The sequence below is a fragment of the Vreelandella olivaria genome (assembly GCF_023507745.1).
In the GTDB taxonomy this organism is placed as follows: Bacteria; Pseudomonadota; Gammaproteobacteria; order Pseudomonadales; family Halomonadaceae; genus Vreelandella; species Vreelandella olivaria_A.
Map to the genome: position 1 here is coordinate 70,219 of NZ_JALPZO010000172.1, position 23,265 is coordinate 93,483.

The 23,265-nt window shown below is 52.8% G+C and carries 22 protein-coding genes; 12 read left to right on the forward strand and 10 right to left on the reverse strand.

Features of this window, described 5'->3' with window-relative positions:
* Positions 1–431: 431 nt before the first annotated feature.
* Genes HP566_RS20365 through nirD form a run of 3 tightly spaced genes read left to right on the forward strand, consistent with a single transcriptional unit; the run spans position 432 to position 4,652 of the window.
* Positions 432–1,733: an NAD(P)/FAD-dependent oxidoreductase gene (locus tag HP566_RS20365; protein ID WP_249979126.1), complete on the forward strand. Its 1,302-nt coding sequence runs from the start codon at positions 432–434 to the stop codon at positions 1,731–1,733.
* Between the two features lie 2 nt (positions 1,734–1,735).
* Positions 1,736–4,243, forward strand: coding sequence for a nitrite reductase large subunit NirB (gene nirB / locus HP566_RS20370; protein ID WP_249979127.1), 2,508 nt, complete (start codon positions 1,736–1,738; stop codon positions 4,241–4,243).
* 34 nt (positions 4,244–4,277) lie between these two features.
* Positions 4,278–4,652, forward strand: coding sequence for a nitrite reductase small subunit NirD (gene nirD / locus HP566_RS20375; RefSeq protein ID WP_249979128.1), 375 nt, complete (start codon positions 4,278–4,280; stop codon positions 4,650–4,652).
* Between the two features lie 60 nt (positions 4,653–4,712).
* On the opposite strand, the gene HP566_RS20380 is transcribed toward nirD, so the two are convergent.
* Positions 4,713–5,609: a LysR family transcriptional regulator gene (locus HP566_RS20380; RefSeq protein ID WP_249979129.1), complete on the reverse strand. Its 897-nt coding sequence runs from the start codon at positions 5,607–5,609 to the stop codon at positions 4,713–4,715.
* A 184-nt stretch (positions 5,610–5,793) separates the two neighbouring features.
* Between HP566_RS20380 and HP566_RS20385 the strand changes: the two genes are divergently transcribed.
* Both HP566_RS20385 and HP566_RS20390 read left to right on the forward strand, forming a co-directional pair.
* Positions 5,794–7,002, forward strand: a complete 1,209-nt coding sequence (locus HP566_RS20385) for a YbfB/YjiJ family MFS transporter (RefSeq protein WP_249979130.1) — start codon at positions 5,794–5,796, stop codon at positions 7,000–7,002.
* The gene (locus tag HP566_RS20390) at positions 7,002–7,604 is read left to right on the forward strand and encodes a glutathione S-transferase N-terminal domain-containing protein (RefSeq protein ID WP_249979131.1); all 603 of its coding nucleotides are present in this window, start codon (positions 7,002–7,004) and stop codon (positions 7,602–7,604) included. The genes HP566_RS20385 and HP566_RS20390 overlap by 1 nt, the downstream gene beginning before the upstream one ends.
* A gap of 153 nt (positions 7,605–7,757) precedes the next feature.
* On the opposite strand, the gene HP566_RS20395 is transcribed toward HP566_RS20390, so the two are convergent.
* Entirely contained in the window at positions 7,758–8,558 is an 801-nt protein-coding gene (locus tag HP566_RS20395; protein ID WP_249979132.1) for an amidohydrolase family protein, read from the reverse strand.
* A 160-nt stretch (positions 8,559–8,718) separates the two neighbouring features.
* Between HP566_RS20395 and HP566_RS20400 the strand changes: the two genes are divergently transcribed.
* From HP566_RS20400 to HP566_RS20415, 4 genes are read left to right on the forward strand one after another with little or no spacing between them, the layout of a single operon-like run.
* Positions 8,719–9,480, forward strand: coding sequence for a GntR family transcriptional regulator (locus HP566_RS20400; protein ID WP_249979133.1), 762 nt, complete (start codon positions 8,719–8,721; stop codon positions 9,478–9,480).
* 32 nt (positions 9,481–9,512) lie between these two features.
* On the forward strand, positions 9,513–10,475 hold the full coding sequence (locus tag HP566_RS20405) for a Bug family tripartite tricarboxylate transporter substrate binding protein (protein WP_249979134.1): 963 nt from the start codon (positions 9,513–9,515) through the stop codon (positions 10,473–10,475).
* A 28-nt stretch (positions 10,476–10,503) separates the two neighbouring features.
* Positions 10,504–10,956: a tripartite tricarboxylate transporter TctB family protein gene (locus tag HP566_RS20410; protein WP_249979135.1), complete on the forward strand. Its 453-nt coding sequence runs from the start codon at positions 10,504–10,506 to the stop codon at positions 10,954–10,956.
* A 15-nt stretch (positions 10,957–10,971) separates the two neighbouring features.
* Positions 10,972–12,483, forward strand: a complete 1,512-nt coding sequence (locus tag HP566_RS20415) for a tripartite tricarboxylate transporter permease (protein ID WP_249979136.1) — start codon at positions 10,972–10,974, stop codon at positions 12,481–12,483.
* Here HP566_RS20415 and HP566_RS20420 read toward each other — a convergent pair.
* Positions 12,459–12,734 carry a hypothetical protein gene (locus tag HP566_RS20420; protein WP_249979137.1) on the reverse strand — a complete coding sequence of 92 codons (276 nt, stop codon included), beginning with the start codon at positions 12,732–12,734 and terminating at the stop codon, positions 12,459–12,461. The genes HP566_RS20415 and HP566_RS20420 overlap by 25 nt on opposite strands.
* Positions 12,735–12,880: 146 nt before the next feature.
* Here HP566_RS20420 and HP566_RS20425 point away from each other — a divergent pair, with 146 nt between their 5' ends.
* A complete protein-coding gene (locus HP566_RS20425) occupies positions 12,881–13,810 on the forward strand; it encodes a cation diffusion facilitator family transporter (RefSeq protein ID WP_249979138.1) in 930 nt (309 codons plus the stop codon).
* A gap of 140 nt (positions 13,811–13,950) precedes the next feature.
* On the opposite strand, the gene HP566_RS20430 is transcribed toward HP566_RS20425, so the two are convergent.
* The 4 genes from HP566_RS20430 to HP566_RS20445 all read right to left on the reverse strand — a co-directional run bounded on the left by HP566_RS20430 (position 13,951) and on the right by HP566_RS20445 (position 18,677).
* Positions 13,951–15,204, reverse strand: a complete 1,254-nt coding sequence (locus HP566_RS20430) for a PQQ-dependent sugar dehydrogenase (RefSeq protein WP_249979139.1) — start codon at positions 15,202–15,204, stop codon at positions 13,951–13,953.
* A 74-nt stretch (positions 15,205–15,278) separates the two neighbouring features.
* Positions 15,279–16,067 (reverse strand): metallophosphoesterase, encoded by a 789-nt coding sequence (locus HP566_RS20435; protein WP_249979140.1) that lies wholly within the window; start codon positions 16,065–16,067, stop codon positions 15,279–15,281.
* Between the two features lie 42 nt (positions 16,068–16,109).
* Positions 16,110–16,907, reverse strand: coding sequence for an alpha/beta fold hydrolase (locus HP566_RS20440; protein ID WP_249979141.1), 798 nt, complete (start codon positions 16,905–16,907; stop codon positions 16,110–16,112).
* A 57-nt stretch (positions 16,908–16,964) separates the two neighbouring features.
* Entirely contained in the window at positions 16,965–18,677 is a 1,713-nt protein-coding gene (locus HP566_RS20445) for a thiamine pyrophosphate-dependent enzyme (RefSeq protein WP_249979142.1), read from the reverse strand.
* Between the two features lie 562 nt (positions 18,678–19,239).
* Here HP566_RS20445 and HP566_RS21690 point away from each other — a divergent pair.
* Complete coding sequence (locus HP566_RS21690; protein WP_284041594.1) at positions 19,240–19,362, forward strand: hypothetical protein; 123 nt, start codon at positions 19,240–19,242, stop codon at positions 19,360–19,362.
* Positions 19,363–19,436: 74 nt separating this feature from the next.
* On the opposite strand, the gene speG is transcribed toward HP566_RS21690, so the two are convergent.
* Together speG and HP566_RS20455 are read right to left on the reverse strand one after the other, a co-directional pair.
* Entirely contained in the window at positions 19,437–19,985 is a 549-nt protein-coding gene (speG, locus tag HP566_RS20450; RefSeq protein ID WP_249979143.1) for a spermidine N1-acetyltransferase, read from the reverse strand.
* 69 nt (positions 19,986–20,054) lie between these two features.
* The gene (locus HP566_RS20455) at positions 20,055–21,269 is read right to left on the reverse strand and encodes an NAD(P)/FAD-dependent oxidoreductase (protein ID WP_249979144.1); all 1,215 of its coding nucleotides are present in this window, start codon (positions 21,267–21,269) and stop codon (positions 20,055–20,057) included.
* An 88-nt stretch (positions 21,270–21,357) separates the two neighbouring features.
* Between HP566_RS20455 and ltaE the strand changes: the two genes are divergently transcribed.
* A complete protein-coding gene (ltaE, locus tag HP566_RS20460) occupies positions 21,358–22,365 on the forward strand; it encodes a low-specificity L-threonine aldolase (RefSeq protein WP_249979145.1) in 1,008 nt (335 codons plus the stop codon).
* Positions 22,366–22,373: 8 nt separating this feature from the next.
* On the opposite strand, the gene HP566_RS20465 is transcribed toward ltaE, so the two are convergent.
* A complete protein-coding gene (locus tag HP566_RS20465) occupies positions 22,374–22,982 on the reverse strand; it encodes a LysE/ArgO family amino acid transporter (protein ID WP_249979146.1) in 609 nt (202 codons plus the stop codon).
* Positions 22,983–23,265 lie beyond the last annotated feature (283 nt).

Here is a 23,265-nt window from a genome sequence, read left to right on the forward strand (position 1 = left end):
GCAAGCAACAGGCCGATCTCTTCAATAAACAAAAAAACCATTTAAAAACAAAAATATAGTAAAAATCAATCAAGCCAGTCAAGGCGTACATAACGCTAACCACACCGTTTCAACGAATTATTTCGGTGCGCGACAGCCGTATTGCGCACCAGAAAAGTGCTCCAGCACTATTACCAGAGGGTGACACACATCGTCGGCTTTCAAGCAAGCCACTGATAAAAAAGAAGTAATCATATCTTCAGCGAGAGCTGGCTGAATTTTTGCTGTAACACACACTACACAAACTTATGATGTGGCAGCCAACGGCGGCTGCCAAGCGTGACTTACAACGCTAATGGGCAACGACGCCCCTGACACCCCTTCTTCTGGAGGCTGCGTGTCAGGGGCGTTTTTTATTGCCTGACACCCATGCAGAACAGAAGGAGCCACCCATGGAATCCGTTGCCCGGTGCTCATCTAACGACCACCTAGTGATTATAGGTAACGGCATGGCCAGCCACCGCCTGATTGAAACGCTGGTATGCCACACGCAGCGCCCACAGCACATTACTGTGATTGGTGAAGAGTCCGTGCCAGCCTATAACCGCATCCTGCTTTCTCCCTTACTGGCGGGCGAACTCAACCCTCAAGAACTCACACTGCGTGGCCAGACCTGGTATGCCGAGCAGGGCATCACATTACGGCTGGGAGAGGCCGTCATTGCCATTCATCCTGGCGCTAGACGCATTACCACGACGCAGGGTGAACTGCACTACGACTGTCTGGTAATTGCCACCGGTTCACAGCCCACGCTGCCCAATGTGCCAGGTATCACGCTCGAAGGGGTGCATACGTTCAGGGATTTACGGGATGCAGAGGCCCTGGCAGCCATTGCCCAACGCGGTGGTGATGCGGTGGTGATTGGCGGCGGGTTACTGGGCCTGGAAGCCGCGGAAGGCCTGCGCAAACGTGCAGGAAAAGCACTCAATGTCAGCGTATTACAGCGCAGTGAGCGGCTGATGAACCGCCAGCTTGATGACACCGCTGCCAACTTGCTGCAACACACACTGACTGAGCGCGGCCTGAACATTATTACCCATGCCTCGCCCACCGCACTGGAGGATAACGGCCACGGGTATGTGCAGGCTGTACAGCTAAGTGATGGCCGTCGCCTACCCGCCGATAGCGTGATTATTGCCGCAGGGATTACACCGAACGTGGACCTTGCCCGGCAAGCAGGACTGGCTTGCGACCGCGCCATTGTCGTTGACAATCACCTGGCCACGTCTCACGCGCATATTTTTGCATTGGGTGAATGTTGCCAGTATGAGCAATACACCTACGGTCTGGTGGAGCCAATTTGGCGACAGGTTGAAGTGCTCGCCGCCAGGCTATGTAACGATACCACTGCGGGTTACCAGGAAGTTGCCACCGCTACCAAGCTAAAAGTGAGCGGTATCTCGCTATACGCGTTCGGGCCTACGCACCCCAGCCCACACCATGAAGTGCTGCGCTATCACGACCCGGGACAGGGTGAGTATCGCCGCTTGCTGCTGCGTGATGGCCGTATTGAAGGCGCAGTGCTGTATGGCGATACCCACTACGGCCCCTGGTATTTCGAGCAGTCGTTAGCGGGTGCCAACATCGTTACCTGCCGCCAGGCACTACTGTTTGGCCCAGCCGATACCCAAGCGCTACAAGAGGCACAGGCGCATAGCGAGCCCTCCACCCTATCCACCCAAGAGGCGGCTTAACTATGGCAACCCCCACAAATCTGGTCATCATTGGTAACGGCATGGTCGGCCACCACTTGGTCGAGCAGCTTGTTGAAAGCGGCTCGCTTGAAAGCATCAGGGTGACGGTCTTTGGTGAAGAGCGCCACCGCGCCTACGACCGTGTTCACCTTTCCGAGTATTTCAGTGGCCGTGATGCAGAGTCTCTTGCGCTGTGCGATGGCGATTACTACGCCCATCACGGCATCACCCTGCGCACTGGCGAGGCAGTCACTCGCATTGACCGTGAGCAGCAGGAAGTAGTGACGACACAGGGCCGCTACCCGTATGACCAGTTGGTGCTGGCCACAGGCTCTTTCCCATTTGTTCCCCCCATCCCCGGCAATGATAGCGAAGGCTGCCTGGTGTACCGCACCCTTGATGACCTGGACGCCATTCAGGCAGCCGCGAAAAATGCCACCAACGGCGTAGTGGTAGGCGGTGGGCTACTGGGGCTGGAGGCCGCCAATGCCTTGCGTGGCCTTAACCTGGACACGGCGGTAGTGGAGTTTGCCCCCCGCTTAATGCCGATGCAGGTGGATAACGAAGGCGGTGAGCTACTCAAGGAAAAAATTGCCGCTCTCGGTGTTCAGGTGCTCACTGAGCGAGCCACCCAACGTATCGAACCCGGCGATACCAGCCGCCTGCGCATGGTGTTCCAGGATGGCAAAATCCTCGAAACCGATCTGGTTGTGTTTTCGGCGGGCATACGCCCCCAGGATACCCTGGCACGGGAGTGTGGCCTGACGCTTGGTGAGCGCGGCGGCGTGGTCATCGATGATCAGTGCCGCACCAGTGACCCTGCCATTCTGGCCATTGGCGAAGTAGCGCTATGGAACCAGAGTATTTTTGGCTTAGTGGCCCCAGGCTATCAAATGGCCAAGGCGGCCCTCGCGACGCTTACCGGCGGCGATATGCGCTTTAGCGGCGCCGACATGAGCACCAGGCTAAAGTTGTTAGGGGTAGATGTGGGCTCCATCGGTGATGCCCATGGCACCCAAAACCCCGGCGCAAGGATGTTCCGCTACCTGGACCCACTCACCCAGGTGTACCGCAAAATGGTGGTTTCCGGCGATGGCAAGAAGCTGCTGGGGGCCATGCTGGTGGGCGACAACGGCGTGTACGATACGCTGTTGCAGTACTACGCCAATGGTATTGAACTTCCCAAGGAGCCTGCCTCGCTGATCCTCCCCCAGCAGAGCGGGGCCGCTCCAGCTCTCGGCCCGGATGCACTGCCGGAAACCGCCATGATCTGCTCCTGCCATAACGTCACCAAGGGAAGCATTTGCGCCACTATTGACAGCGGGGCTGCTGACCTCGCCAGTGTAAAAGGTGCCACCCGTGCCAGCACTGGCTGCGGTGGCTGCGCGGCACTGCTTAAAAGTGTGGTGGATCACGAACTGGCAGCCCGCGGCATTGAGGTGGATAAATCAATCTGCGAACACTTTGCCTACACCCGTCAGGAGCTGTACGACATTGTACGGGTTGAGGGCATCAAGACGTTCAGCACACTGATGGCCTCCCATGGCAATCCCGAAACCCAGCGCCTGGGATGCGATATCTGTAAACCGGCGGTGGCCTCGATTCTGGCTTCCTGCTTCAACGAACCGATTACCGATGCCGCCCATGTGCCTCTGCAGGATACCAACGACACCTTTATGGCCAATATGCAGAAAAACGGCACCTATTCCGTGGTACCACGCATCGCGGGTGGCGAAATCACACCGGATAAGCTGGTCGTACTGGGCCAGGTAGCCCAGAAATATCAGCTTTATACCAAAATCACCGGCGGCCAGCGCATTGACCTGTTCGGCGCCCGGCTGGAAGACCTACCGGAAATCTGGACTGAATTGATTGCCGCTGGCTTTGAAACCGGCCACGCCTATGGTAAATCCCTGCGCACAGTAAAATCCTGCGTGGGCAGCACCTGGTGCCGCTATGGAGTACAGGACAGCGTGGGCATGGCCATAAAACTCGAGAATCGCTACAAGGGTCTGCGTGCGCCTCACAAGATTAAATTTGGTGTCTCTGGCTGTACCCGGGAGTGTGCCGAAGCGCAAAGCAAAGACATCGGCATTATCGCCACCGAAAACGGCTGGAATCTCTATGTATGTGGCAATGGGGGCATGCGCCCACGCCACGCGGAACTGTTCGCAACCGACCTGAATGACGAACAGCTTTACCGCACAATCGACCGTTTCCTGATGCTTTATGTGCGCACCGCTGACCGCCTGCAACGTACATCCGTATGGCGTGAAAACCTGGAGGGTGGGCTTGAATACCTCAAAGAGGTGATTCTGGAAGACAGCCTGGGGCTAGGCAGTGAGCTGGAACGGCAAATGCAACGTGTGGTGGATAACTACCAGTGTGAATGGGCTAATGCCATTAGCGACCCGGAAAAACTCAAGCGCTTTAGAAGCTTTGTAAATGATGCTCGCCCCGACCCATCCATCATCATGACATCCGAGCGCGGCCAGCCTCGCCCTGTTTAACCCTATAACGCGTCCAATCATTACGAGAATTGCTATGACAGCCACTGCCCTAAAACAGGACATACCCCCTAAAGCATGGCAACTGCTCTGCACAAAAGCCGATCTGGTTGCATTTTCCGGTGTTGCTGCCTGGCTGGAAACATCCGAAGGCGCCGCCCAGGTCGCCCTCTTTTATCTGCCCGGTTACGGTAACGAGCTGTACGCTGTTGATCACTTTGACCCGTTTTCCAACGCCTATGTGATCGCCCGGGGGATTGTGGGCGACCTAAAGGGGCAGCCAGTAATCGCCTCCCCCCTCTATAAGCAGCACTTCCGCCTTGAGGATGGCCAGTGCCTGGAGGACGACAGTGTCCGGCTGCGCACCTGGCGCGTCAGCTTCAAGGGCAATGAGGTGTGGATTGAGAGCTAGGGCAATGCACTGTGGCTGTGGGCCGCCCACCCTTCAGCCACAGTGTTGTTTCAACGTAACTCACGACTGTGCTCTCCCATAGACACATCCCGCAGACACAGAGTCATTCAAGGTATCAATAAAACGCGAGAGCGCAGGTGACCATGTCCCTGGTTCGGTCGTGGCAAAATAAGTATCCACATCCGCGATGGGTTTTGGCAGTTCCAGGTAGTGAATATCAAAACGCTGCTGGTGCGCCTGAACCGTTGCAAGGGGCAGCACGGTATATCCCATGCCCGCGACAACGCAACCCAACATTGCATCTAACGTGCCGAATTCAAATATCCGTATAGCATTGATCCCATAAGAGGCCAGAAGCAGCTCAATACGCTGGCGATAGCTACAGCCCTGGCGAAACGCAAGGAAGGTGGATGCCAGCCACTGTTCCGAAGAAGGCATGCTAGACATGGGCTTGGGACCGACCAGCACCAACTGTTCACTAAAGACGTTAAGTAAATGATAGCGATGATGCTCAAGGCGCCCCGCAACGAACACACCCTCCACCTCCCCTGCCCGCAGCAACTCAGTTAGCTCGGCGGTAGGCCCGGTAGTGAGTGTTATATCCACCTCAGGATAGGCGGTGTGGTAAGCCGCCAGAATCGGCGGGAGACGCAGTGCCATGGTGGTTTCCATTGCCCCGATGCGCAGCCGGCCGCACGCACCCTGGTCGCGGGTAAACAGATCAAGCGCTTCATCATGGGCCACCAATATCCTTGTCGCATATTCGACAAGCGCGTACCCGGCAGAGGTTAGCCGGGCCTGACCGTTACGGTGAATAAGCTGGGCGCCCAGTTCCTCCTCCAGTTTCTTGATGTGGGCTGTCACATTGGATTGCACCGTATGCAAGCGCTGTGACGCCGCCACGAAACTACCGGTTTCAGCCACCGCCATAAACAGACGTAACGATTTAAGCTGCATGCCAAGCCTGCCTTATTGCGAAAGCCATCTCATAACATGATAGTTACTATCACAACAAATCACTTTTAGAAAACACTTTCGCTGCCTAAGCTTTCCCCAGGCCATAGCACACGCCCGCATGGTGTGCGGCAGGTGCTCATAAACTCAGATATGGATTGAACATCAGAGAGGTAACATTGGCAGCATGATGCTTAAAAGGGACTTTCCTGCTCTGACCATGGGCATTATGGCCACACTGGCGGGTATCGGTTTAGCTCGCTTTGCCTATACCCCACTGTTACCCGCCCTGATCCAACAACAGTGGTTTAGCGACAGTCAGGCTGCCTACCTGGGAGCAGCCAACCTGCTGGGCTACCTGATCGGTGCACTCTCCAGCCACACACTGTCGGAGCGCTACTCTCCAAGGCTGGTGATAGCAATAAGCTTCACTGGCATCGCTTTTAGCTTTCTGCTCTGCGCCTTTCCAGCCAGCTTCTCCTGGTTCTTTATCTGGCGGCTGGTCTCGGGTATCGCCGGTGCGGTTCTGATGGTGGTCGGCCCATCATTGGCGTTAGCAGCCACACCTGTTGACCGCCGCCCCCAGGTGGGCGCATTGATTTTTACCGGTATTGGCCTGGGCGCACTGCTGTCAGCATGGGTCGTGCCACTACTGCTGGATGCTGGCCTGCTCATCACCTGGACCACATTAGGAGTGATCACTATGATCGCGGGTATGCTCTGTGATCACGGCCTGAAACAGCTCACCACGACAGCCGTATCACCTGCCCAGCATAGCCGTTACCAAGAGTCGCCTGTCGGCATGAAGGCGTTGTTGGTCTGCCTGGTGATTGGTGCTTACACCCTGGATGGCGCGGGCTTTGTGCCACACACGGTATTTTGGGTCGATTATCTGGCAAGGGAGAATAGCTTAGGCAACCATGCAGCTTCACTGCAGTGGGAGATTTTTGGTGTAGGGGCTATTTGCGGCCCGCTGATCGCTGGGGCTTTTACGAAGCGGTTGGGCTGGCAACGCGGGCTTGTATTTGCATTTCTCGTCAAAACCGCTGCCATTGCGTTGCCTTTGCTATCTCTGGGCATGCTCAGTCGCTCTCTCTCTTCGTTCCTGGTCGGCGCAATGATTCCCGGTATCGTTGCGCTAACCTCCGGGCGCCTCGTCGAGCTGGTGGGGCCAACCTCCCATAAGAAGTATTGGGGCCGTGCCACGGCTGCGTTCGCTTTAGCACAGGCGATATCGGGATATGGCATGTCTGCCCTGTACATATACTGGGGCAGCTATACACCGCTGTTTGCCATCGGTGCTCTTATGCTGGCCACTGGCAGCCTGTTGATTCTTCTCAGCCCTGGCGTACAAGCACGTTACGGCCATATACCCCCTCATACCAGGAGGCAATAATGGAGCTTTTTCTAAATGCAACGTCACCCTATGCACGCATGGTGCGCATCATCGTCATGGAGAGAGGACTGGCTGATACCGTCACCCTACGCTGGTGCGACCCCTGGGCCGACGACGCCGACCTGATACGCGCCAACCCAGCCGGACGCATACCTGCCCTGATTACAGCAAAGGGCACCACATTGAGCGAATCGCTCCTGATTGCACTTTACCTTGATAGCTTTGGGCAGGCGGAGCCAATGCTTCCCCACGACCAGTTGGAACAGGTGCTACATTTTACCGGGCTAGGCCAGAGTTTAATGGATGCTGCCTTTACCACCGTGATTTCCAGAAAGCATCAGGACAGTGAGGCTGATGGGGGCGTACTGGGCCAGCGCCGTTGGCGGGGCATACGACGCACTCTTGATCAACTGGAAGGCGAGCTTCCGACGCCTCAGCCCACCTCAAACGTCACTCTGGGAGATATAGCTGTTGCCGTAGCGTTGGACTACCTTAGCTTCCGGCTGCCCGAGCTGACATGGGGCAATAGCCGCCCTCAACTTAAAGCCTGGCACCATACGGTATGTAGCCGTGATAGCTTTAGGCAGACCGCCTTTGCATAACAGCGGCTCGCTGCATCAAAAGTCCTTCCGCCTTGTAGATGTTACTTCCAGAAAGATGAGCACAGTCAGTTAGGTGCGGTACTGAAGGAAATGCAGCAGAAAGGTGCCACTTACTTAAAGCGGCTGAGTAAGGCCGCTTCTTCGCTATGGAAGTCATGTATCAAATTTAAATAACGTTCTCGGTGAGTTATTCAGAATGTAGTGGCGATCGTCCATATTCGGCACCCAGGTTGATAACCAATGGTAAGTATCGAGATACGAGTGCTTATTTTCGTGCCGTGTCCAAGGCCAATCGCTACCCCACACAAGCCTCTCCCGACCCAAGTGGGCTAATAGCGCCTGAATATATGGTTTAAGGGTTTTGACTGGCGAGCGATAGGGAGCAGACATCTTCACCCACACACGTCCTGTGTTAGCCATTTCCAATAGCAAGCAGAACCCTTTGTCATACTGCGGGTCGTCTTGCTGTGGTAAACCAAAGTGGTCAATGACTAGCGTCACGCCGCTCTCCTGCAGTGCGGGCAGGATTTCGGGTAGCCGTACACTTTCCAAGTGAAGCTCCAAATGCCAATCCAGCAGTTTGAGCTGCTTAAGAAAGCTCTGCCACTCGGGGTCATCAAGATCAGGCAACTCACTTCGCCTTTCCACCAGATTCCAGCGAACCCCCACGACTCCTGCTGCACTCAGTGCAAGCATGGTTTGATAGCTGGCATCCTTTGGTAGCTGCACCACACCTCTATAATGAGAGCCTAGCTGGGTTAGCCTCTCAAGAAGCATTGTATTGTCATTTCCCAAGAAACTTGGCTGAACAATCACTCCCCCAAGCAGATCGCACTTATTCAGGTTCTGTTGCCAAACTCCCACTGGTGCAGGCCGGGAGGGACGATAGTTAGAGCCTAAGGTGTCATTTATCGTTGAGTAGACATGTGCATGACAATCGAAACCCAGCTTCACTTTAATTCCTCATGATTGGATTTTTTCAGGTGTTAATGATTTTAACCTGCAATGTTAGCCCTAGACTTAAGTCTAGTTCTCTAGAGAACTGGTTGACGAGAAGTATACACTGGTATTTAGTAACAGCAATAAGTGCACCATGACCAGCTAAGGATCTCCCATGCACACAACTCAGCTTATGCGCACCGACGAGCGATTGCCTCTCTATGCACGACTGCGCGATCAATTGGCATCGCGTATCGCAAATGGTGAGTGGACTCCTGGTGATGCCATCCCCTCGGAAAACCGGCTGGCTGAAGAATATAGTGTGGCACTCGCTACGATGCGGATGGCTTTAAAGCAACTCGCTGATGAGGGGCTTTTGGAACGGCGCCGTGGCAAGGGCACCTTTGTAAAACAGCCAGCGTTCCGTGCGGATCTGTTTCGTTTTTTCCATGTGCATGATGTTAATGACCCTGATAGCCCGGTTATTCCGGAAAGCCGGATTCTGTCATGCACAAAAGTGCCGATCCCGAGCGAAGCCCATCACGCCTTTGGCGGTGGTGCTGATACTCACTGTATAAAAATTGAACGGGTACGCCTCTGGTCTGGAGAGCCTCTACTCTTTGAAGAGCTTTATCTTCGGCTGCCAGATTTCGAAGGCTTTATGTCACTTGACTTTAAGTCCATAGGGCCACTGCTTTATCCCACGTTTCTTGAAGAGTTTGGAATTCTGATTTCATCGGCTACCGATGAACTCTCATTCAGTAGTGCCACTGAAACCAGCGCGCAGCATCTCAACCTGAAACAGGGGGACCCTGTAGCAGCAATCCAGCGTACTGCGCGGAATCCTGTTGGCCGCACTATTGAGTATCGCCAGGTTCACGGACGACCCGAACGCTTTAGATACCGAGTCACCCTCGGTGAGCAAACCAGCGCTTAACTTCCTAACGACATAAAATAATAGGCATAAAAATGAAAACGACATTTCTTCTCTCCAGCATTGCACTAACCGCCTTCTCACTCTCGCCGGCCATGGCCAGTGATTACCCGACAAGACCTATCGAAATTATCGTGCCTGCGCCCGCAGGCGGCGGCACAGACAATATGGCACGTATGCTTAACCAGTATCTTCAGGATGAGTTAGGCCAACCGGCCGCTGTGATTAATGTTGCGGGGGGTGGTGGTGCCATTGGTGTTAACCAATTAGCACGTGCCCGTGCCGACGGTTATACGCTGCTTTCCACCTGGAATAGCCCTATTACTACCGTGCCCCATATGCAGCGGGTCCAATACTCCTATGAGACCTTAACGCCCATTATCAGCACGTCTCAAAGCGCATACACCATGTGCGTTTTGCCAGACTTCCCTGCCGATAATGCAGAAGAGTTCATTGCTGAGTTAACCGCTAACCCGGGTAAATATACCTACGGAAATGATGGCGTGGGTGGAACAATGCGCTTAGCAGCAGAGCGTATTTTTGGTGCGTTAGAGATCAATGCCCGGCCCATTCCATTTGGGGGGGCAGGCGAAACGCTGCAGAATTTCCTCGGCGGTCACGTGGATATTTATGGCGGTTCCATTCCTCCCGTACTTCCGTATGTTGAAGATGGCACCGCCAAGTGCCTGCTTGTGACCTCCGCCCAGGATAATGAGGCATTACCCGATGCCTCCGGCTTGGAGGCTCTGGGTTACCCTGAATTAGAAACGGTTTTGTGGCGCATGTTGCTGGCCCCTGAAGGCATGGATGCCAGCCGCGTTGATATCGTCGCCGATGCAGTAACCCGCGCGGTGGAAAACCCTGGCTACCAAGAGTTTCTGGCAGCACAAGGAGAGACCTTAAACCTTGTGCGTGGCGAGGACTTGCGTGAGCGCATGCACGTTGAGTTTGAGGCTATTGGCGAGACGCTGGAAAACCTTGGACTTAAAAGATTTTAATCGACATCAACACGGCGAGATTTAAGCCATGAACTTCAGAGATTTGATCTCTGGCATTACCTTCCTCACCTGCGGTGTTATAGCGACGCTGGTGGGGAAGGATTTTTATGCCGATTCAGCCTACGTGCCCATGGGTGTAGGAGTACTAATGTGCCTGTTTGCCATACCCGTAATATGGCGTGGTGCTATCAGTGTCATTCGTTATGAAACACGCACCGGTCTCACCAGCCAACCAATGGTTATTGATCCAGCGCGTTTCGGTATAACACTTATTTGCTGTGTCATTTATTACATCGCGTTACCGGTAGTGGGCTTTTACACAAGTAGCACTCTATTTATTTGCATACTGGCCTTTCTACTGGGAGAGCGGCGCCCCACGATCATTATCTTTATCGCCCTGAGTTTTATCGCTTTGCTCTATGGACTATTTGCGTTAGTTCTCAAGCGCTCTCTGCCTGTTGAGTTTTTCCTCGCCTCATAAAGAGGAGGTAACCTTATGTTTGAATCTTTATTTCATGCACTCCCAGTTGCGCTAAGCACTGAGTCTGTCATTAGCATGCTCATTGGCACACTGGCGGGAATACTCATTGGCGCCCTACCCGGCCTGAATCCGGTGATGGCAATTGCATTGATGCTACCTTTAACCTATGGGCTTGATCCGCTGATTGCGCTGGGTTTGGTGGCAGGTATCTATAATGGCTCTATGTATGGAGGAGCAATTCCCGCCATTTTACTAAAAATACCCGGCACACCTTCTGCAATAGCAACCACTTTTGATGGCTACCCCATGACACAAAATGGCCAGGGTGGCTTAGCGCTGAAAACCGCATGCTGGTCGTCCGCTATTGGTGGCGTATTCAGCGCCCTGGCATTGATGACACTGGCGCCGCTGCTGGCCAAAGTCACGCTAGCCTTCGGCCCGGCTGAATATTTTTGGGTCGCGACCTTCGGGCTCATCAGTATTGCTGTACTGGTTGGCAAGGATGTAAGCAAAGGCATGCTATGTGCATTACTAGGCGTACTAATAGGCCTGGTAGGCGTTGACTCATTAACGGGTGAAGAACGCTATACGTTTGGCAGCCTGTATTTAACAGGTGGTTTCGAGCTGCTTATTGTTCTTATTGGCCTCTATGCCATTCCCCCTATTATTGAAATGGCCGAGAACAAAAGCAGCTCACACTTCAATGCCGAGAGCTTTAAGGTCAACGCGAGTGTTACCGGCGTGAGCTTAGTGCGCCAGCACTGGAAAACATGGACCCGATCATCGTTGATAGGTATCAGCGTTGGAATATTGCCTGGCGCGGGCGGTAACCTGGCGGGACTATTAAGTTATAATGAAGCCAAGCGCAGATCTCCAGAGCCCGATAGTTTTGGCACTGGCAACCCTGTAGGTATTGCAGCTGCAGAGTCTGGAAATAGTGCGGATAACGCATCATCCATGATTCCTTCCCTTACATTAGGCATCCCAGGGAACCTGATTGCGGCGCTGGTACTTGGCGCACTGATGATCCATGGTCTCCAACCGGGCCCTCAGCTTTTCACCCGGGCTCCCGATGTCGTGTTCGGCTTTATGTGGCAGATGCTGCTAACATCGCTGGTACTGCTACTACTGGGAGGGATGGTTGCCACACGCCTGTTTGCCCAGGTATTAAGACTGCCTGCTGCCTTATTAGTCCCAACTACGCTCGTACTTATGGCAATAGGTGTTTACACCGTTAATGGAAGAGTAACGGACCTGTACGTAATGTTAGCGTTTGGCTTGCTCGGCTATGTATTAAATCGCCTTGACTACCCACTCGCTCCTGTCGTACTTGGCATCTTGCTTGGCCCCATGGCTGAGCAAAACCTGCGCCTCTCCATGCTGATATCCCAAAACGACTGGACAATACTCTTTACTCGCCCTATTTCTCAAGGAATAATTTTACTACTGCTATTTGTTCTTTTTTCAAAATTATGGAAAGGTGGCTGGAGTAGGTTGATAGCTTACTTAAAAATTAAAAACCAATAATTTAAAAAACTGCCGTTTGGCTTATTGATATAATAAATCAAGCGGCAGTTTATCATTTCCCATAAATCAACCATAGTATTGTTCAATGCTGCCATAATATGCTGGGCAACACATTCAGGGGTACAGAAGTGTTCCGGCCTCGCCTCGATATACTGCTCAAACCACGCTCGCTCTATGGTTTCAAACTCCAGCAGCTCAGCTGCATCTTCCGGGGTAATGAGACTGAATGTCAGGTCATTGGCATGGTGCATCTGCACAAGTCTCCGTGTGGTGCTTCGCCACACGTGCCTACGTGGCATGAGCCAACTTTGCATACAGCAAGCATTCGATATAGTGCTAACAAAGTTGCTATCCTTATCGGCTATTTATCTATGTGTGCATTGGAGCAAAAAAGTTCGTGAAAACTGAATCCAGTACGTTAGCGTTTTCCGCCATCATGGCATTACTGATTGGTTCTGCGGGCATTGTGGCTACCTTGGCCTCCAACTCCCAAGCCATTCTGCTGGATGGGCTGTTCAACCTTATCTACTTTAGTGTGGCACTGGTCACCATCAAGGTAAGCAAACTGGCTAGCCGCCCCGATAGTGAATCTTACCCCTTTGGATACAGCTACTTTGAGTCGCTGGTTAATCTATGCAAAGGGTTATTGATTCTGGGAGTATCCATTTTTGCATTGATTGATGCCATTGCCGCCCTGTTAACCGGTGGTCGAGAAATTTCAGCTGGGCTGGCGGTCATTTATGCTCTGTTTGCGACCTCCGCCTGTTCACTGACGGCGTGGGTGATGTACCGTAGCCAACGACATGTGCATAGCCCTCTCATCGCGGCGGATAAACTTAACTGGATCGTGAATAGCGTTATCTCTGCCGCCGTATTGGCAGCGTTTTGTCTGGTTATGCTATTTGAGCGCCTGGGCTGGCAAACCATCCTGCCTTATGTGGATTCGGTATTAGTGATTGCAGTCGTGGTGCTGTGCTTGGGGGTGCCTGTACGCATGGCCTCTCAGGCACTGCGGGAGCTACTTAATAAAACGCCTGAAGAAACCATCGCCGCCCCTGTTAGGCAGGCCGTTGCACGTGGGCTAACGGATATCGACACGCAGGAAGTCCGAGTGCGGATGGTACGTCCTGGCCGTCTCCTGTACGTCATAGTGCATGTTATACTGCGCGAGCCCGATACCTCGATTCATACACAGGATCAATTACGCGCTCGTATCGATGAAGAGGTACGCCGCTATTACTCCCCGGTTGTATGCGATGTGGTGTTCACTGCCAATACCCGCTGGGCAGCCCCATCGTGTGGCCTGCTGATTGAAAAACAGTCCTAACGCTTGCGCTCATTAGCCGGTGTTCAGGTATACGGAATCAGGCTATTGCAAGCACTCAGTCAAGTCTAAAGGCCAGTAATTAAAAATAGGCACTCTAGGGTGCCTATTTAGAAAAAGCAAAAGCGCTTTATCGTTGGTCGTTACGACTCTGGATCAAGGCGGTAAAGGCCTCCATCCTCTTCATCTGTCAAGACGTATAGCAGCCCATCCGGGCCTTGGCGTACATCGCGAATACGCCCCACGGTATCGTCCAGCAGTACTTCCTCATGGGCTATTTCGTTATTTTCATCAAACACCAAACGGTGTAGCTGCTCGCGGTATAACGACCCGACAAAGAGGCTGTTCTGCCAGGCACTCACATCTTCCCCGGTATAAAAGACCATGCCTGAGGGCGCCAACGAGTCTTCCCAAACGTAAGTGGGTACCGTAACCCCCGGGGCTTCAGTACCTAAACCAATATGGGCTTCGGTGGAGTACTCTGTACCATGCGCCACCATCGGCCAGCCGTAGTTGGCCCCAGCGTCCACCTTATACAGCAGGTCCCCACCATTTGGGCCGTGGTCCACTGCCCATAGGTCTCCCGTATCAGGGTGAATGGTCAACCCCTGGTTATTACGGTGCCCAAAGGAGTAGATTTCCGGGCGTAAATTACCTGGCTCTACACCAATGAATGGGTTGTCCGGGTGAGCACCGCCATCTTCCTGCAGGCGAATCATCTTGCCACCGGGATTAGTCAGATCCTGTGGCAGATTCTGAACATTGCGATCGCCAATGGAAAAAATAATTTCGCCATTGCCAGGGAAAACAATCCGCGAACCGTAGTGGGCACCCGGATGGGTTCTGGGTACTTGACCGTAGAGGGTCTCTACGTCCGTTAGCTCACCATTATCTGCATCAATGCGAGCACGCCCGACAGCAAGGCCCGTGCCATAGTCAGGTTCATAGGTGCTGAAAGCGCGGGGGTCCCCAGGGCTGGAGAAGGTAAAATAGATCCAGCCGTTTTCGTCATAGTCAGGGTGAACCGCCACATCCAGTAATCCACCCTGGTTACCGCCCTCTGGGGCAGATAACTGGTCTTCGTCGGTATCAATTTCAGGCAGATTGCCTAATTCAATACTGTCTTCGCCATCAATCAGGTGCAGGCGACCGGGTCGTTCCGTCACCAGCATACGTCCGTCTGGCAACCAGGCCACCGCCCAGGGATGTTCTAGTCCACTGACGACCTGCGTGACGCTAAACGTGGCCTCTTCACTCTCAACGCCTGTTGCCACACTGTTATCTACCACACTAACATCAGCGTACGCCGCACTTGCGGCACCTGACAGCACGGCCCCACATGCCAACTGGGAAATGAGAGCCTGTTTACGAAACAAACGCCGTCCTTGAAGTGTCATGCCATGCTCCTAGCGAAGGTTACAAACTGTATCAGTCTTAACTACCCTTCTCAGCCTAGGAAAACCTCGTACAATCAGCAATCAACATTAGCAGGCGAAGTTTTTACTTCTACCACCAGATCCGCACAAAACAGCGGCGGAGAGAACTCATTGGGATAACCACCAGGGTTAGCGATTATCCGCGTGCCATTGCACAATATATCGACCGGTTCATGCACATGCCCATGCACCCATACATCCATTTTTCCCATTAGTTGCGGCAGGTGGGAAGCGAAAGCAGGCGACAGTGCATCCCCCAGGAACTGCTCGGGGATACAGCCATGCAAGGGTGCATGGTGGCTGATCACCACCTTTGGGCCAGCAAAGGGTTTAGCAAGCTCTCTGTTCAACCAGTTCAGCGCTTCACTATGTAGCTCCCGACTAGCTTGAGGGGTAAACACCTGCCCCGGAGCGTAGGTGACAATCCTGAAATCTGGCATAACGTGCAGCGCTTTTACTTCCGTCGCTTCCGGGCAGCGGGTGGGGTCATCGGCGTATAGCGCAAAGTCGGTCCATAGCGTAGTGCCATAAAAGCGTACCCCACCGATGGTGACAGCACGATTATCCAATAGCTCTATATTATGGCGCGCTGCCTCCAGGGCTAGCTCCTCACGCAGTGCTAGCATTTCAGTGCCGTAAAACTCGTGGTTTCCAGGCACATATAGAATCGGCATATTTGAAAACTGTTGCCGTGCCCACGCCAACCCTTCTGCTCGTCTATGAATATCCCCAGCCAGGATAACCGCATCTGCATCGACATCAGGTAGCTCACGCTCTCCGTCAAAAAACTCTAGATGGAGATCAGACAAAATACGTAAACGCATAGTGCTCCTCTTTTTCTGGCCTATCACTTTTAATAATCACTGTTACAGGCTAAGGCGGGCGATAAACTGACGGATAAGATCAACGACCTGCGCTTCCATTTCTCGATGCGGCACATGATGAACACCAGGAAGGATTTCACAGTGAGCCGGGCCATGGGTATAGCGGGCAATGCGCTCCGGCTGGCGGTGTGAACCATATTCATCTTTTTCGCCATGCAGCACCAGGGTGGGGCAGCTTACCCGCTCAAGGGCAGGTGTAAGCGACCACTCTTTAAACGCCGGATGTAGCCATGTATCGGTCCAGGCATGTAGCACCCAGTTGGCCTTATCGCCGTGATATTTTTCCAGCTTGGCAAATTGCTCGGGCGCCTGAAAAGCAACCTGCGCCTCCGTTATCCCAGCGCGGGTGCGTTGTTCATTAAATGACTGAGCCGCAATCGTAATAAGCCCTATACATTGCGCCTTATAGTGCCCAGCACAATGAATGGCCATACAGCCCCCTACGCTATGCCCCAGGGCAATAAACTGTTTGAGTTGCAGCGCTTGATAAAGTGCTGCAAAACTGGCCGTAGGCTCGTCGTCGATAAAGCTTAATGGCGGCGGTGACAGCGCTGCCGAAGAACGGCCAAAGCCTAGCCTGTCGTAGGCAATCACCTTCTGCTGGGTGGCAGCACACAACGCCGCAGGAAAACTGCGCCAAAGGTCCACACAACCGAGTGAGTCATGATAGAGCACAATGGGTATATCCGAACATGCCTGTTGCGGCTCCCAGATGCGGCTAAACAAGCAACCGCCGGGCACCGTTACCCAGCGGTCATGGCGAGTGGTTGTTGGTGTCATGGCTCTTCATCTTATCAGTTTATTATGAGCAAAAAGCCAAGATAGCATGACGCGTGGCTAGCGTTTTAAGAAGTTGCTCTTCACTAAATGTACGACATCGTCCATTCGTCCACTAAGTACTGCCTTGGCGGAGTAGAGTGCCGTAGATGCCACTTGCCCCGCCTCTACTTTTGGAGGCATTACCAGTTCCATAGGGTTCACCACAACATCCAATAAGGCAGGGCCGGGTTGTGCCAGCCATTGGCCAATGGCGCTCTCCAGCTCATCTTCACGTTCAACCCGCTGCCCCCACAGTCCCATCGCCCTGGCCACCTCACCGAAATTGGGGTTTTCAAGTTCAGTGTACGCATCCAGCAGCCCTTCAACCTTTTGCTCCAACTCCACAAAGCTAAGCGAATGGTTGTTGTACACCACAATTTTAAGGGGGATACGATGCTGTACCAGAGTAAGTAAATCGCCCATTAACATGGATAAGCCACCATCACCACACATGGCTATTACCTGACGATCGGGATAGGCAAGTTGGATGCCTAGTGCCTGTGGATAGGCATTGGCCATGGTGCCATGATGCAGGCTAGACAGTGTGCGCCGCTGCGCAGAAGAGCGAATATGCCGCAACATCCACACATTGACGCTCCCCGTATCAGCGGTGATCAATGCATTTTCAGCCGCATGGTGATCAATCGCCAAGGTGAGTTCCTGGGGGTGAATCACATCGGCATCACGGCTTTTATGCGCTGACTTTTCAAGCGACCTGGCATAGCGCTTTTGGCATTTTTCCAGCCAGCGCGTACGGGTATTCGCTGCAACAACCTGCGAAAGCGCTTCGCAGGTATCACGAAGGCTACCTACAATGCCAACCTCGACAGGGTAGCGCTTGCCAATTTGCGTGGGGTCGTGATCTATCTGAATAATGTGTGCACGTTCAGGGTAAAACTGACTAAATGCAAAGTTACACCCCAACATTAACAGAGTGTCACATTCAGCCACGGCGTAATAGCCACCCTCCAGACCATAGACCCCGGTCATACCCACCTGGTATGGGTTATCATATTCAATGAAATCTTTTGCCCGTGATGTCCAGGCAATGGGTGCCTGCAGCTTTTCTGCCAACGCCATTACCTGCTCCCGGGCATCCGCACAGCCAGACCCGGCAAAAATCGTAATATTACCACCTTGATTCAGCAGCTCGACGGCGGGAACCAGTGCTTCAGCACTGGGGCGAATCGAGTATTCAAACTGATGAGCACGGTAGCCTAACGGGTTCTTCGGGACTTGCGTCATTACATCGCCAGGTATAATCAGTACTGCAACCCCGCGCCGGGCAAGCGCCGCCTGGGCTGCCTGAACAGTCATTCGGCGGGCCTGCTCTGGAGAGGCCACGGTTTCGCAAAACACGCTGTATTGCTTATAAATATGAGCTTGATCAACCTCCTGTGGAAACTGGCTCCCGGTTTCACTGAGTGGTGTTTGGCTGGCAATGAGCACCACAGGAGCACCATTTCGATGGGCATCGAACAAGCCATTAACAAAATGCAGGCTACCAGGGCCACAAGACCCAGCGCATAGCGCCAGTTCCTGGGTTATATAAGCCTCGCCGCCTGCGGCAAAGCCGCCCACTTCCTCATGGCGTACGCCGACCCACTCAACGTCACTTTGCCGCAAGGCATCCGTGAAGTGGTTAAGCGTATCCCCCACAATCCCATAACAACGCTTCGCACCTGCATTTTGCAGCGTTTCAACCACGATTTCGGCAACATTAGCGCTCATCAGCGACTCCTTTCGCACCAGGTATTTAGTGATAGCAATCCCTTACAGCGTAGTTGCTGTTTCACTGCTGTGCCGATCTTGGTAGGGATTAGCTCAATCAAATGCTGCATTGCAACAAAAAACCGCTATACTGTTTAGTGTTGCCCAGCAGGAGGGTCACGCTATGACAATGTTGATACCAATTCCGGCGCGCGATGATGAAGTTCTGCACTTTTGGAGCTTACAAGCCAAATGGCAGCGAGCCGCCAATGAAGCGCTAACAGCCTATTTTGGCTGAAAACTGCGTTTTCTCTCCCCTTTAGACGAAAAGATAACGACACAAGCCGACGTTGAACGTCGGCTTTTTTATTATGAAAACCTTTTCCACTCAACCACATGGGTAGTTTTCTTACCTAAATGTAAGCCAAATCTTACATGCTGTGGCAACTCACCTACATCCTATGGGCTAGCCGTGACACATAAAAACGCATAGTATCTGTCGTCACGGCCAACTTGCTGCGCTGCACAACACAGGCTGTATATAACAAAAATATTCTTCAATTTCTATTAAGGAGTGCTCGCCATGCAGTATTCAGTTACCCAAAACCAGGCGATGAAAGTGGATGTTATCGAAGTGTGGGCGAAACGAGCCTTACAGCAACGCGCCGCTTTTGATGCCATTGCCGCCTACATGCGCCAACAATAATTTTTTGAGTATTAATGCCTCGAACTATCGGGGCATTGTTGTATATAGCCTGTTTGCCCCTGCTTCACGTTATTTTACGGCCCACTATCAACCTTATCCGAATCAGTAAGCTGCACCAAGTAGGTGTCTTGTAAAATATACATCCGTTTTACATCACGATACTTGCCGTTGATAAAGAACTCCTGAACCAGGTGCCCCTCCTCAATAAAACCGCTCTCTTCGTAAAGGTGGATGGCTTTGACATTTTCTACCGCCACAATAAGGTAGACTTTGTGAAGATTCAGGATAGTAAATGAGTAGTGCAGCGCCTGACCGATGAGGGAGCGGGCGAACCCTTTCCCTTGATGCTCCGGTGTAATAATGATCTGAAACTCAGCACTGCGATGAATGTAGTCAATCTCGATCAGCTCTACCAGGCCAATCGCATGGCCAGCACTATCTTCCGCGACAAAACGGCGCTCTGCGTTGTCGTGAATATGCTTGTTATAAAGCTCTTCCAGTTCATCAAAGGACTCGTACGGCTCTTCAAACCAGTACGACATAATGCTTTGATTGTTATTTAGTTCGTGAACAAAACGCAGATCACTGCGTTCCAGAGCGCGTAAATAGAGTTTATGACTCATTGTTTGCCACTCGACTACCATTAAACCTAGGTTGTTGGGCGTTATCAGTTGCCATTGGTTCACTACTTATCACTTACCCTGGCGTTGAAAGGAAAACAGTGCCGCCAGAGGATGGTCTTTACCCTCAATAAGGGCACGTAGTAGCCCCGCACCAATCAAGCTATAAGTAATGCCATTACCACCATACGCCATGGCAAAGTGCACCCTTGGCCCAAGCGCTTCATGGGGTCCAAAATAAGGTAAACCATCTTCCGTTTCTGCAAAGGTTCCTCCCCAGCTAAAGGTGGGGTTGATCTCCAGCGAAGGCCATAACGCTTCCACTTTGGCCGCAAGGCCTTGCGCCTTTTCGACTACCCTGGCATCCCGTCGCTGGGGAATATCCTCGTCATCATCATCTCCACCCACCAACAGACGCCCATCCTGAGTTGAACGCAGATATAAATAGGGCCTGGCCGATTCCCACACCAGCGTATGGCGCAACTTACCCAATGCTTCAGTGGGCAAAGGATCAGTTACGAAGGCATAGCTACTGCGATTGGCAGCAACAGGGGCAGGTAGCCACGATTGCGCTTCGTAGCCCGCCGCCACAACTACCTGCTGGCAACTTAGCGTGGCGCCATTGGCAAGCAAAAGCTCAATGCCCCGCTCATTTTGCTGCATGCGATTCACCTGGGTACGGTCATAAACCTCTCCGCCCCGTGCAACCACTTTATCAAACAGCTGATACGCCATGCGGTACGGGTCCACGCTGGCGGCAAGTTCGGATAAAATAGCGCCTGGTGCTTCAAACCCATAATCAGCCAGCACCTCATGGTGCCCCAGCCATGTCACATCGAACCCATACTTTTTGCGCAAGGCCAGTTCTGCTTTCAAGGCAGCCACATCGTCACCATTGCTGGCAAAGTAGAGGCTCTGATGGCGCTCAAAGGCGACATCACCCAACTCGGCGGCTATGCTTTCCAAGGATAGGATAGCCTCGGCGCAGGCACGATAAGCCATGACTGCATTTGCCTCACCATACAACTCAGCCAAATGCACCATGTGGGTATCAATTTCGTATTGCAGCAAGGCGGTGCTGGCAGCAGAGCTTCCCCACCCTACATCACGGCGCTCCACCACTACCACGTGGTGGCCATGGCGACTAAGCTCGTCAGCTATTAAAGCACCGGTAATACCTCCCCCAATAATCACTACCTCGCAGTGATGGTCGCGACGTAGCTGCGGAAAAGGGGTTAATAATCCATTTTTAATCGCCCAAAACGGGTAACCACTTTTAAGATCCATCTTATCGCCTATGCTGGGTTGTCATGCAGTATGCTGTTAACAATAGTTGGTTATTGCCACATTACCCTGCTCAATGAAGGAAAAGCAGATGATTGATTTACGTAGTGATACAGTGACCCGCCCCACTGCCGCTATGCTTGAGGCCATGGTGTCGGCCCCTGTGGGAGATGATGTGTGGGGAGATGATCCAACAGCGAATGCCTTTCAAGCCAGATTGGCCGAGCAGACAGGTAAAGAAGCCTCGCTGCTGTTTCCCAGCGGCACCCAGAGTAATCTGGTGGCTTTAATGGCTCACTGTGAACGTGGTGATGAGTATATCGTTGGGCAAAATGCGCACACCTATCGCTATGAGGGGGGTGGAGCAGCAGTATTGGGTAGTATTCAACCACAACCCATTGAGCATGCCGAGGATGGCAGCTTACCCCTTGAGAAAATCGCAGCAGCGGTTAAAGCGGATGACTTTCACTTTGCCAGAACACGGCTACTGGCGCTGGAAAATACCATTGGTGGCAAAGTATTACCTGCCGAGTACGTGAAAGAGGCCACTGACCTGGCTCGTCAGTTTGGATTGGCTACTCATTTGGACGGCGCGCGGCTGTTTAATGCAGTCGTGGCTACCGGTTCATCACTTAAGCAGTTGTGCCAGCCATTTGATAGCGTATCGCTGTGCTTCTCCAAAGGGCTTGGCACTCCCATGGGTTCCGCTCTGGTTGGCTCCCAAGAGCTAATTGATCGGGCACGACGCTGGCGTAAGATGGTAGGCGGCGGTATGCGCCAGTCAGGTATTATTGCCGCAGCCTGCCAATACGCGCTGGATCATCATGTGGACGATCTGGCCCATGATCACCGGCGCGCGGCGCGCCTTGCACGGGGGTTGGCCGTACTACCCGGCATCGAAGTTCTCTCTCAAGCAACCAATATGGTATTTGCACGCATTCCCTATGAGCATGTACAGCCGCTTGCCGCGTGGCTGAAAGAGCAAGGTATATTAATTGAACTGCTCTACGCCACGCGCTTTGTTGTCCATCGCGATATCGACGATGCGGATATTGATGAAGTACTGGCAGTGATGGATAGCTATTTTCGCCAGTATTAGTACGGTACTTACAGCCCGGCTCCCAGTGCCAAATGCACGGCAATAGCCGCCATCATCAGGCCAATCAGCCCATCAATGATGCGCCAGGCAACAGGGCGGGAAAGCCAGGGAGAAAGCGCAGCCCCACCCCAGGCCAACAAGCTAAACCAGAGAATGGATGCAGTAGAAGCGCCGGCAATAAATACACCAGCGCTCTCCTGCTGTGCACCAATTGCAGGGATCAGTAGCAGTGTATCCAGATAAACCTGGGGGTTCAGCACAGTAACCGCCAAGGTTGCCAGAACAACACTACGCAAGCTGCGGGTAGTTGTCTTACCTGCACGCAGGCCTTCTTGCCCACTGGCGGCACGCCAAAGCGCCTGGGCAGCCAACCAGCTTAAAAATATGACGCCTACCCAGCGCATCGCATCCATAGCGTTGGGCATGGTGAGCAGTACTGCGCTTGCGCCAAACATACCCACTATCAGCAGAAGAATATCCGCACTTATGCACAGCCCAGCGGACCACCAGTGGTATTCTCGATGTACTGCCAAGCCCAATACATAGGCGTTTTGCGCCCCGATAGCCATAATGATACCGCCACATACCACCAAGCCTGTTAAATAGCTCTCCCACATGCCCTTTTCCTCACTATGCCCTTCAAGGCTGGATAAAGGCGATAGGTTACGCGGCAGCAATCATTAACAAAAATCATCCTGCTAATACTTCATTAGTTATGCTTATAATCAATCAAGCAAGCAGCCAAGTCCCTGCTGGTATTTCATAGAGAAACATGGCCTAACAGCCCACCCAGTTAGCCAACTGGCAGGCCGTGCATTGAGATGTACTAAACAACCAGGATAATCAAGCTGTTGATTTTACATTAAGGCGTTTGATTAGCTTTGTGTAACCATCACGTTA